The organism is Luteimonas sp. RIT-PG2_3 (assembly GCF_054902115.1).
In genome coordinates this window covers 450,472-462,192 of sequence record NZ_JBUBPF010000002.1, presented here as the reverse complement: position 1 = coordinate 462,192, position 11,721 = coordinate 450,472, and the positions used below count along the sequence as shown (strand labels likewise).

The 11,721-nt window shown below is 68.2% G+C and carries 9 protein-coding genes; 7 read left to right on the top strand and 2 right to left on the bottom strand.

All coding sequences use genetic code 11. The annotated features are described in order from the left end of the window. Nucleotides 1-176: 176 nt before the first annotated feature. Nucleotides 177-1,145: a LysR family transcriptional regulator gene (locus tag ACYX7E_RS04850; protein ID WP_462079431.1), complete on the bottom strand. Its 969-nt coding sequence runs from the start codon at nucleotides 1,143-1,145 to the stop codon at nucleotides 177-179. Between the two features lie 252 nt (nucleotides 1,146-1,397). Between ACYX7E_RS04850 and ACYX7E_RS04845 the strand changes: the two genes are divergently transcribed. The 7 genes from ACYX7E_RS04845 (at nucleotide 1,398) to ACYX7E_RS04815 (ending at nucleotide 10,171) form a co-directional block, all read left to right on the top strand. Next, nucleotides 1,398-4,181, top strand: a complete 2,784-nt coding sequence (locus ACYX7E_RS04845) for a TonB-dependent receptor plug domain-containing protein (RefSeq protein ID WP_462079430.1) — start codon at nucleotides 1,398-1,400, stop codon at nucleotides 4,179-4,181. 90 nt (nucleotides 4,182-4,271) lie between these two features. Next, on the top strand, nucleotides 4,272-5,186 hold the full coding sequence (locus tag ACYX7E_RS04840) for an ABC transporter permease (protein WP_462079429.1): 915 nt from the start codon (nucleotides 4,272-4,274) through the stop codon (nucleotides 5,184-5,186). 32 nt (nucleotides 5,187-5,218) lie between these two features. Continuing rightward, the gene (locus tag ACYX7E_RS04835; RefSeq protein ID WP_462079428.1) at nucleotides 5,219-6,106 is read left to right on the top strand and encodes an ABC transporter permease; all 888 of its coding nucleotides are present in this window, start codon (nucleotides 5,219-5,221) and stop codon (nucleotides 6,104-6,106) included. Further along, nucleotides 6,103-7,095 (top strand): ABC transporter ATP-binding protein, encoded by a 993-nt coding sequence (locus tag ACYX7E_RS04830; RefSeq protein ID WP_462079427.1) that lies wholly within the window; start codon nucleotides 6,103-6,105, stop codon nucleotides 7,093-7,095. The genes ACYX7E_RS04835 and ACYX7E_RS04830 overlap by 4 nt, the downstream gene beginning before the upstream one ends. Beyond that, the gene (locus tag ACYX7E_RS04825; protein WP_462079426.1) at nucleotides 7,092-8,054 is read left to right on the top strand and encodes an ABC transporter ATP-binding protein; all 963 of its coding nucleotides are present in this window, start codon (nucleotides 7,092-7,094) and stop codon (nucleotides 8,052-8,054) included. Before ACYX7E_RS04830 ends, ACYX7E_RS04825 begins: the two co-directional genes overlap by 4 nt. 75 nt (nucleotides 8,055-8,129) lie before the next feature. Next, on the top strand, nucleotides 8,130-8,741 hold the full coding sequence (locus ACYX7E_RS04820) for a DsbA family protein (protein ID WP_462079425.1): 612 nt from the start codon (nucleotides 8,130-8,132) through the stop codon (nucleotides 8,739-8,741). Further along, the gene (locus ACYX7E_RS04815) at nucleotides 8,738-10,171 is read left to right on the top strand and encodes a SidA/IucD/PvdA family monooxygenase (RefSeq protein WP_462079424.1); all 1,434 of its coding nucleotides are present in this window, start codon (nucleotides 8,738-8,740) and stop codon (nucleotides 10,169-10,171) included. Before ACYX7E_RS04820 ends, ACYX7E_RS04815 begins: the two co-directional genes overlap by 4 nt. Nucleotides 10,172-10,248: 77 nt before the next feature. On the opposite strand, the gene ACYX7E_RS04810 is transcribed toward ACYX7E_RS04815, so the two are convergent. Further along, on the bottom strand, nucleotides 10,249-11,685 hold the full coding sequence (locus tag ACYX7E_RS04810; protein WP_462079423.1) for a S10 family peptidase: 1,437 nt from the start codon (nucleotides 11,683-11,685) through the stop codon (nucleotides 10,249-10,251). Nucleotides 11,686-11,721 lie beyond the last annotated feature (36 nt).

Sequence of the window (11,721 nt, the reverse complement as noted above, 5' to 3'; positions counted from 1 at the left end):
AAAAATTCGGGAACCTTCCGGTCAGCCCACGGTCACTGATAGGCGACCTGTCACTCCTTCCTCGTCCGATTACGTGCCAGGTCCCCAGAAGCCCCGGATCTCCAGCCGGGGCTTCTTTTTGTCTGCCTGGCGCGGCCGAACCGACGAAACAGGCTTCGTTTCTGCCGGTTTTCCAATCAGCGCGCGCCGACGCGTCCGTAGATGCGCTGCATCACCGCGTCGTGCTGGCTGGACGGGTGCGAGACGAAATCCGGCAGCAGCTTGCCGGCAACCTCTTCGAGTGCGGCGATCAGCGCGCGCACCGTGGGCGATAACTGCTGTGCATACGGCGACACCACGCCGAAAAAGAACGGCACACGCTGCAGCAGGGGTTTGACGACGACGCCTTCGATCGGGATGCCGAGTGCGGTCGCAGGTTCCACCAGCGCGATCGCGATGTCCGCACGCGCCAGCATCACCGCATTGAGCGAGGCATTGGTTTCCTGCACCCGGTGCCCGGCGATGCGCGCGTCCTCGAGGGCGTGATCGATGCGTCCGCGCAGGCGGTACGGATTGCTCAGCGTGACCAGCGGCAGGGGATCGTCGCCGAGGTCGGACAGATCGATGACATCGAACCGCGCATAGCGCGAATCCGAGGCCACGACCGCCACGCAGACCGACTCGCCGATCCAATGCAGCTCCAGCCCGCGATGTTCGAGCGGCAGGCTGACCACGCCGATGTCCAGGGTGTTGGCCAGGGCGGCCTGGACCACCTGCTCGGCAAGCATGCTCTGCAACTGGATCTGTTGCGGGCGCAGCACTTGCGACAACCGCGCCAGCGCCGCCGGCACCAGGCCCGCGGCCAGTGCCGAGGTCGCGGCCAGCCGCACCTCGCTGTTCTCGCGACGCGAGATGTTGCCCGCCTGCTGGCGGATCCGGCGCACCGATGCCAGTGAACCCTCGACTTCGGACCGCAACAGGAAGGCCTCGTTGGTCGGGATGACCTTGGGGCCGTTGCGTTCGAACAGGCGCAGTCCGAGCTCCTGCTCCAGGTCCTGGATCGAACGGGTCACGGCCGGCTGGGACCGCTTCAGCATCTGTCCTGCGCCGGTGATGCTGCCAGCCGTCATGACCGCCGCGAATGCCTCGAGCTGACGCAGGTCCATCGATACCCCCTTCCTGTCGAGCGGCGGATCATAGCGGCATTTTTCCGTGCCGGATCAATCCTTTGCAGCCAATCATAAAAACCGGCCCACGGGGCCCGTCGCAGTGTCCATCTGGTCATGTGCAGAGGAGTCATGACCATTTGCGGCGCCGCAACAGCGACTTCTAGCATGCACATCTCGAATTCATTCAATTCCTGAATCAGGAAATCGAATGATCACTCAGCTGCTTCCTCCCCCTTCTGAGAGCCGAAGATGTCCCTGTCGCCCCTGCCCCGCCCGCGCCGCCGCGGCCCGACCAACCGCCTGCTGGCACTCGCCCTCGCTCAGGCCCTGCTGGCGTCCGTGCCTGCGCTGGCCGCCGATGCCGCGGCCACCGATGCCCTGGCGACCGATGTCGCGCCCAACGATGGCGCGACCGCGCTGGATGCCACGGGCACCGCCACCGCCGCCGATGTCGCGACCGACACCGCGCCTCCGGCCACGCTGCAGGCGGTCACCGTGACCGGTTCCAACATCGCTCGCTCCGACAGCGAGGGCACGCATCCGGTCCAGGTCATCACCGCCGAGGAGATCTCGCGCTCCGGCAAGGCCACGGTCAGCGATCTGCTGCGCTCGATCTCGGCCAATACCGGCTACAGCTGGAACGAGAACCGCACCGCCAGTTGGACCCCCGGCGCCGCCGGCATTGGCCTGCGTGGCCTGAGCCAGAAGAACACGCTGATCCTGCTCAATGGCCGCCGGCTGGCCAACTACAGCTTCCCGCAGCAGGCGCTGTCGGATGTGTTCGTCAACCTCAACGCCTTGCCGCTGAGCGCGCTGGCGCGCGTCGAGGTGCTGAAGGACGGCGCGTCGGCGGTCTATGGCTCGGACGCAGTCGCCGGCGTCATCAACCTGATCACGCTGGAGGACTACGAAGGCTTCCAGATCGGCGGCAGCACCGGCGCCGCGACAGAAGGCGGGGTCGAACAGGCCAAGCTCAACCTGTCGGGCGGCAAGGGCAACCTCGAGCGCGACGGCTACAACGTGTTCTTCAGCATCGACGCCTTCCACCGCGAGCCGCTGATGCAGGACCAGCGCGACCTGACCAGGAGCGGCGACTTCACCGGGCAGCCCGGCGGTGGCCTCAACGGTTGGGCGGCCAACGGCGCGCGCTTCATCGTCAATGGTGCCAGCGTGCCGCTGCTCGACGGCAACGGCAACTGCCCCACCGGCATGGTGCTGCGCGACAGCGCGCCCATCGACGGCCGCAGCGGCCAGACCTGCGCCTACAGCCTGGTCCAGGACAGCATGCTGGTACCCGATGCCGACCGTTTCCAGATCTTCAGCCGCGGCACCTTCAAGCTGGGCGACAGCACCGAGCTGTTCGCCGAGGCGCTGTACAGCCGCACCAAGGGCCGCATGGTCAACTACGTGCCGTACTTCACCCTGGAAGCCAACCGCTTCGCGCTCAACCCCAACACCGGTCTTGCCGAGACGCTGAGCAACCTGCTGCCGGCAAGCAGCCCGTACAACCCCTACGGCACGCCGGTCGCGCTGGAATACACCTTCTTCGACCTCGGCCGCGCCGAGCGCCATACCGACTCCAAGTTCCACCGCGTGCTGGCCGGCGTGCGCGGCGACTGGAACCAGTGGCGCTGGGAAGCCTCGGCCTTCCAGTCGGGCAGCAATGAAAGCGACGACGCCTCGGGCGGTCTCGCCAATCGCTACACGCTGTATCCGGCGCTGGCCGACGGCAGCTACAACCTGCTGAATCCGTCGCTGACGCCGCAATCGGTCATCGACGCGATCCGCCTGACCTCGACCAAGCGCGGCAAGTCGACGCTGGCCGGTGCCGATCTGCGCGCCGCGCGCTCACTGTTCGACCTGCCCGCCGGCACCGTCAACTTCGCTGGCGGCATCGAATGGCGCAAGGAAGAACTGCGTTCGTCGATCCCGGTGGAAATCTCCAACGGTTCACAGATACGTCCGTCGACGCAGTTCATCGACGGCAAGCGCCAGGTCGCGGCGGCCTATGCCGAATTCAACGTGCCGGTGACCAGCACACTGGAACTGGAGTTCGCCGCGCGCGGCGACCACTACGACGACTTCGGCAGCGCGTTCTCGCCGCGCTACAGCTTCCGCTGGCAGCCGTTCGACGCCCTGCTGCTGCGTGGCGCGTTCTCGCGCGGTTTCCGCGCACCGCACCTGGGCGAGGCCGGCAACAGCAGCAGCATCGGCACCGCCACCGTCCGCGACCCTTACGATCCGATCACGCCCAACGCCGCGATCCGCCCGACCGTGTTCACCTACGGTAGCGAGGACCTGAAGCCCGAGCGCGTCAAGAGCTACAACCTGGGCACGGTCTACGCGCTCGACAGCAACACCAGCATCAGTCTGGACTACTACAAGATCGAACTGAGCAACCTGATCGGCCGCGACGATCCGACCGCCGTGGTCACGGCCAACAACTCGTCCGACGTCGTCCGCGACGCCAACGGCCGCCTGGTAGCGATCTACAACCGCACCAAGAACCTGACCGAGCTCAAGACCTCCGGCTTCGACGTGCAACTGTCGCGCCGTTTCGCTACCGAGTCCGCAGGCCAGTTCAATGTCAGCTCGGCGCTGACCTATGTCCGCGACTACCGCCGCCAGAACGTCGCCGGCGGCCCGCTGGTCGACTACGCCGGCACCAACGGCTACCAGACCGCGCTGCCCGACCTGAAGGCGACCACGCAGCTGGACTGGAACTACAACGACTGGAACACCTCGCTGACCTGGTACCACACCGCCGGTTACGACCAGAAGCAGATCACGCCCGGCGTCAACGGCGTCGCCAGCAAGGTCGATGCCTACAACCAGTTCGATTTGTACCTGGGCTATCGCGGCTTCGACCGGCTGACCCTGTACGCCAAGGTCGCCAACATCGCCAACAAGCTGCCGCCCTACGATCCCTCCGGCTACACGTCGTCCGCGGTCTCGCAGCGCGCCCCGTACGAGGTCGCCCACTACGACCTGATCGGCCGCTACATCACCGTCGGCTTCAACTACACGTTCTGATCCTTTCCCCGGATGCGCCCCGCAGGGCGCATCCGGATTCCCGGCGGGCTTCGCGCCGGCCAGCCGTTCCTCGGGACCACCGCCCGATCCATGTTGCGATTCCTCTCATCCCGCATCGGCTACGCGTGCATCTCGCTGCTGTTGCTGACGTTGACCGTGTTCCTGCTGGCACGGCTGACGGGCAACCCTGCCGAGCTGATGCTGGAGCCCGGCGCCAGTGCCGACGACATCGCCGCACTGACGGCCCGGCTGGGTCTCGACCAGCCGTTGCCGTGGCAGTTCTGGCAGTTCATCAGCCAGGCCGCGCGTGGCGACTTCGGCGTGTCGATCTATCTCGGCGCGCCGGTGCTCGACCTGTATCTCGAGCGCCTGCCCAACTCGCTGCTGCTGGCCTCGCTGGCGTTCGCATGGTCGCTGCTGCTGGGCCTGGCCTGCGGCATTCTGGCGGCGCTGTATCCCAATACCCGGCTCGACCAGGCACTGCGCCTGCTCGCGCTCGGCGGCGTGGCGATCCCGCCGTTCTGGCTCGGCATGCTGCTGGTGATGCTGTTCACCGTGCACCTGAACTGGCTGCCCTCGTCCGGCAGCGGCAGCCCGCTGCAACTGGTGATGCCGGTGCTGACGCTGGGCTGGTACTTCTCCGCGGCCTACATGCGACTGGTGCGTTCGTCGATGCTGGACGTGCTGTCGTCGGACTACATCCGGCTGGCGCGCCTGAAAGGACTGTCGCCGTGGTCGGTGGTGATGCGCCATGGCTTCCGCAATGCGCTGATCCCGGTGCTGACGCTGGCGGCGATCAACCTGGTCTCGATGGTCAACTCGGCGGTCGTCGTCGAAACCCTGTTCGCGTGGCCGGGCGTCGGCCGGTTGCTGTACGACGGCATCACCTTCCGCGACTTCCCGGTCATCCAGAGCGTGGTGCTGCTGTCGGGCGTGATGATCATCCTGGTCAACCTGTTGACCGACGTCGCCTCGGCGCTGCTCGACCCGAGGATCCGGTTGTGAGCGCGCCGGACGCGGGCCTACCCAACACGGACGTGAGTCTTGCGACCGGGCGACCATGGCGCACGCGCTGGCAGCACTGGCGCCTGCGCAGCCGTGGCTGGCCACGCTTCGCATTGGCGATTGCCGCGGTCTTCGTGCTGGTGGCGCTGGGCGCCGACCTGATCGCGCCGTACGCGCCCGAGCAGACCGCGATGTCGCTGCGTTACCAGCCGCCGGCCTGGATCGACGGCGGCACCCTGCAACATCTGCTGGGCACCGACCACCTTGGCCGCGACGTGCTGTCGCGATTGATCCACGGCACGCGTATCTCGTTGCTGGTCGGCAGCTGCGCGGTGCTGATCGCCGGCATCGCCGGCACCGCGCTGGGCATCGCCGCCGGCTTCTTCGGCGGCTGGTTCGACCAAGTGGTGATGCGCCTGGTCGATGCCTGGCTGGCGTTGCCTTCGCTGGTCTTCGCGATCTTCCTGGCATCGATCACCGGCCCCAGCACGACCAACCTGGTGATCATCCTCGCGGCGATCTACTGGACCCGCTACGCGCGCGTGGTGCGCAGTGAAGTGCTGTCGCTGCGCGAGCGCGACTACGTCAAGCTGGCATGGATCGCAGGCGCGTCGCCGTGGCGGATCATGACGCGCCACCTGCTGCCCAACGTCGCCAATACCTCGGTGGTGCTGGCCACGCTGATGCTGGGCTCGGTGGTCGTCACCGAGGCCTCGCTGTCATTCCTCGGCGTCGGCGTGCCGCCGCCGGAGCCGGCCTGGGGATTGATGCTGTCCGATGGCCGCAAGGGCCTGATGGCAGGTTACTGGTGGCTGACCGTGTTCCCGGGCCTGTGCATCATGCTGCTGGTGTTGTCGGCGAGCCTGCTCGGCGACTGGCTGCGCGACCGGCTCGACCCGCAACTCAGGCCGATGCCATGAGCGCGCTGCTGGAGATCGACGACCTGCAGGTGGCCTACGACCACGGTCGTGCGCCAGTGCTGCGCGGCGTGTCGCTGCAGGTGCGGGCCGGACAGACGCTCGGCATCGTCGGCGAGTCGGGCTGCGGCAAGAGCACGCTGGCGCATGCCTTAACGCGCCTGCTGCCGGCCGGCGCGCGCCAGACCGGTGGCCGGATCCGCTTCGATGGACGCGACCTGTCGGCGCTCGGCGAGCGCGAGATGCGCGACGTGCGCGGGAGCGCCATGGCGATGATCCTGCAGGATCCGCTGTCGTCGTTGAATCCGCTGCTGAAGATCGGCACCCAGGTCGCCGAAGTCGCGCAGCGCCATCTGGGCATGTCACGCCGCCAGGCCTGGACGCATGCCGGCGATCTGCTGGCCTCGGTGCGGCTGGCCGAACCGCAGGCGCGACTGCACGAGTATCCGCACCAGCTGTCGGGCGGCATGCGCCAGCGCGTGGCCGGCGCGATCGCACTCGCCGGCCGCCCGCGGCTGCTGATCGCCGACGAGCCAACGACCGCCCTCGATCCCACCGTGCAGGTGCAGTACCTGCGCCTGCTGAAGGACCTGCAACGCACGCATGGCTTCGCGCTGGTGCTGATCACGCATGACCTCGGCATCGTGGCCCAGGCCTGCGATGACGTCGCGGTGATGTATGCCGGCCGTATCGTCGAAAGCGGCCCGGCGATGGAGGTGTTCGATGCGCCGCGCCATCCCTACACGCACGCGTTGCTGGGATCGCTGCCCGACCTGCATGCACGCGCCGGCACGCTGCCGACGATCGCGGGCCAGCCACCGCGTCCGCGCGACGTGCCGCCCGGTTGCGCCTTCCATCCGCGCTGCGGTCGATCACTGCCGCGCTGCGGCGCCGAGGTTCCCGCGCTGCGGGCCAATGACGCCAGTGCTGCACATGCGGCCTGCTGGCATCCGATCGCCGCCTATGCACCGTTCAGCAGGGGGCAGGCATGAGCAGGTTGCTGGAGCTCGACGGCATCTCGATGCATTACCCGATGCGCCGGCAATGGGGCAAGCCGCGCCCGGTGGTGCGGGCGGTCGACGACGTCAGCCTGTCGATCACTGCCGGCGAAAGCGTGGGCCTGGTCGGCGAATCCGGCAGCGGCAAGTCCACGCTGGCGCGCATCGTGCTGCAGTTGCAAGCCCCCACGCATGGTGGGCTCCGCTTCCGCGGTCAATCGCTGGGCAACGCCGGCGCGTCGACGCTGCGCGACGTCCGCAGCCAGGTCCAGGCGGTGTTCCAGGATCCCTATGCCTCGCTGAATCCGCGCATGCGTATCGGCGATGCCATTGCCGAACCGTTGCAGTCGCTGCCGCGCAGCCCCGGCCGACGCGATATCGCCGTGCGGGTCGCGCAGGCACTGGCAGACGTGGAACTGCCGGTCGACGCCGCGCAGCGCTATCCGCACCAGTTCTCCGGCGGCCAGCGCCAGCGCATCGCGATTGCGCGCGCGCTGATCCTGCGCCCCGCGCTGGTCGTGCTCGACGAGCCGATCTCGGCACTCGACGTCTCGATCCGCGCGCAGATCCTGAACCTGCTGGCAGACCTGCGCGAACGCCTGGGCATGGCCTACCTGTTCATCGCCCACGACCTGCCCGCGGTCGCCGCGATCAGCGACCGCATCGCGGTGATGTACTGCGGCGAGCTGGTCGAGACCGGCCCCGCCGACGACGTTGCGCGCGCGCCGCTGCATCCCTACACGCAGATGCTGTTCGCCTCGGTGCTGACTCCGCACGACCGCCATGCCTGGGAGCGGGCACTGCCCGAAGGCGAACCGGCCAGTCCGGTCGCGCCGCCCAGCGGCTGCCGCTTCCATCCGCGCTGCCCGCACGCCATCGCCCGTTGCCGCAGCGAATCGCCACCAGCGCGCGCCTGCGGTTCGCGCATCGTCCGTTGCCACCTGGTGTGCTGAGCACCGCGGCCACCAGGCACCAAGGCAACGCCGACACGACGCCCTTCCACTCCCCTTCCACCAGAACGCACCGCCATGACCGTCACCATCGAATACTTCCACTCGCTGTCCTCGCCCTGGGCCTACCTGGGTGCCCAGCGCTTCTACGAGATCGCCGCGCGCCACGGCGCGACGATCGTGCCGCGGCCGATCCTGGTGCTGCAGGAGAACGGCGGCATCCCGCTGCGCACGCGCCCGGATGCACGCCAGAACTACCACGCGCTCGAACTGGACCGCTGGCGCAAGTACCTCGACCTGCCGCTGAAGCTCAAGCCCAGGTACTACCCGACCAACCCGATCGAGTCCTGCTATCTCGTCATCGCCGCCAGGCAGCTCGGGCTCGACGCCAACCTGCTGTCGTTCCGCCTGCTCGAAGCGCTGTGGGCCAACGACCGCGACACCCTGGACGCCGACGTGCGCAAGGCCGTTGCCGACGAGGCCGGTCTCGACGGCGCCGCGCTGCTGGCCCACGCCGCGCGCCAGGAGGTGCTGGACGAATGGCAGCGCAACAAGGACGACGCCATCGCGCTGGGCATCTTCGGCACGCCCAACTACGTGCTCGACGGCGAGATCTTCTGGGGCCAGGATCGCCTCGATTTCCTCGACCGCAAGCTGCAGGTGCGCGCAGGCGCACAGCCGTCGGCATGAGTGCGCAGGCGCTGGCGGAGCTGGAAGCGCGCGTCCGCGAGGACCTGCAGTACCTGGACTTCCCGCACCAGGCCTGGGTGCGTCCGCGGAAGCTCGACGGGCGGCCCGTGCATGACGTCGTCGTGGTCGGTGCCGGACTCAGCGGACTCGGTATCGGCCATGGCCTGCTGCGCGAACACGTGCGGAACATCGCCGTCATCGACAGCGCGGCCGCCGGCCACGAAGGTCCGTGGCTGAGCTATGCGCGGATGCGGACCCTACGCACCGCCAAGGCCCTGATCGGGCCGGATCTCGGCACGCCGAGCCTGTCGTTCCCGGCCTGGTACATCGCGACCCGCGGCCGCGCCGCATGGGACGCGCTGGAACTGGCCAGCAATGCCGAGTTCGTCGAGTATCTGGTGTGGTTCCGCCGCGTCGCCAACGTGCCGGTCCACAACGGCGTGACCCTGCGTGCGGTGCGCCCGCAATCGGACGCGCTGGCGCTGGAGATCGACAACAACGGCCAGGCCCAGACCTGGTTCACGCGCAAGCTGGTGCTGGCGACCGGCCTGCCGAGCAGCGGCCCGCTGTTGCCGGCCATGGTCACCGAGGCGGTGCCGGCGTCGCAGTGGGCGCATTCGTCGGACGACATCGATTTCGAACGGCTGCGCAGCAAGCGCGTGGCAGTGCTCGGCGCCGGCGCATCGGCCTTCGACAATGCCGCGGTCGCGCTGGAACACGGCGCCGTCTCGGTGCACCTGTTCGCGCGCCGCGCGCGCATCGAGCAGCCGGCGATCCGCACGCCGCTGGAGTTCTCCGGCCTGTACCGGCACTACCCCGAACTCGACGACGACCAGCGCTGGCGGATCATGCGCAGGCTCGCCCGCCACAGCACACCGCCCCCGCCGTACAGCGTCGAACGCTGTACACGGCACGACACCTTCCGGATATCGACCCGTTGCGACTGGCAGTCGCTGGCGCATGGGGACGACGGCATCCACATCGAGACGTCGCAGGGCAGCGTCATCGTGGACTTCATCATCCTCGGGACCGGCTTCTCGATCGATGTCGCACGCCGGCCCGAACTGTCCGCCGTGGCGTCGTCGATCGCACGCTGGCGCGACGTCTACGTGCCGCCCGCAGACGACCGCGCCGACATCGTCGATGCGCTCGCGCAATCGCCCTACCTCGGACCGGCCTTCGAATATCGCGCGCGGCCCGGCGTGGATGCGCCGTGGCTGGCCGACATCCACGATTTCGGCATCGCCGGCCTGCTGAGCATGGGCCGGATCAGCCAGGGCATCCCGGGCATGAAGTTCGGGCCGGCGCGGCTGATCCAGGGCCTGACCCGCGACCTGTTCCTGGCCGATGCCGACTGGCACGAAGCCAACCTCGTCGCCGCCGACGCGATGACACTGGCCGACAGTGCCGACGCGGGGTCGGTGATCTGAGGGCCCGATCCAAGGGTGTGATCCGAGCGTGTGATCTGGGCGCGTGATGGATGTGCCGTGACCACGCGCGACCGGCCTCAGGGCGCGCGCGGCGCCGCGGCATCGTAGAACCGGGCCAGGTCCTGCTTGAGCTGCACCAGCGATCCGGGTTCGAGATACATCATGTGTCCCGACGGGTAATAGGTGAAGCTGAGGTTGCCGAGCAGCTCGCGCCCGATGTCCATGTGCGCCAGGTCGTATTCGGCGACCGAGAACGGCGTCGACAGGTCGTACCAGCCGTTGGCCGACAGCACCTTGAGGGCCGGATTGGCGCGCATCGCATCGGCCAGGTCCACGGTCATCACCGGCAGCGGCACCGGCAGCACCGGGCCCTGCGCGCCGCGCACCGCATGTTTCCAGTCCCAGACCCGGGTCAATGGCGCCTTCAGCACATAAGGATCGTTGCGGCGGTACTGCAGGGTGCCCCCGACATAGTCGTTCAGCGCCGCATAGAACGCGCCGGTGATCGCCGTCGACGAGGCATCGCTGCTCGGCTCGTCGCCGGCCAGCTCGCCTTCCAGCCCGAGGAAGCGACCGTCGTAGCGCCCGACGCTGCGGCCCGTATCACGCAGCAGCTCACGGCGGAAGCGCGGCACGCTGACACGCAGGTTGGCGGAGGTCCAGTAGTCGGCCGACAGGCCGGTGTAGGCGCTGAGCCGCTGCGCGATGGCATCGCTGCTGGCCGCATCCAGCGTATTGCCGCGCCCCAGCGCGACCGCATAGTCGCCGCGCGCGAACGTGCGCACCTCGTCGAGGAACTGCGCCTGCGTGTCGCTGCGTCCCGTCACCTTGCCGTGGTGCCAGGCGATCGCCGCGAAGGTCGGCAGCGTATGGATGAATTCATGGTCGAAGCCGGGCAGGCGCGCGCCGAAGTTCAGGATCGACGACATCAGCACCACCCCATTGCTTTCGATGCCGAGGTCCTGCAGGCGCTTGACCAGTCCGGCCGCGCGCACGGTGCCGTAGGATTCGCCGAACAGGAACTTCGGCGAATTCCAGCGCTGGTGCAACGCCAGGTAGCGCTGCACGAAACGCGCGAACGCATCGATGTCCTGGTCGGTGCCCCAGAAACGCTTGCCGGGATCGCTTTCCCCCGCGCGCGGCAGGCCCTTCGAATAGCCGGTGCCGATCGCGTCGATGAACACCAGGTCGCTGCGGTCGAGCAGGCTGTATGGATTGTCGCGCCAACGATATGGCGCCGGACCGGTCGATTCGGCATCCAGGGTGTCCACGCGCACCGGCCCGATCGAACCCAGGTGCAGCCACAGGCTCGATGAGCCGGGACCACCGTTGAACAGGAAGGTCAGCGGACGCGTCGACGGGTCGCGTACTCCTTCGGCGACATAGGCGACATAGAACATCTCCGCGTCCGGCCTGCCCTGCGCATCCTCGATGACCAGGGTGCCGGCCTGGGCCTGATAGGGGATGTCGCGACCGTCGATGCTGACCCGGTGGCGGGTGACGACCGCTGGCACTGGCGCGGGCGGGGCTACGGTGGCAACGGCGCCCGG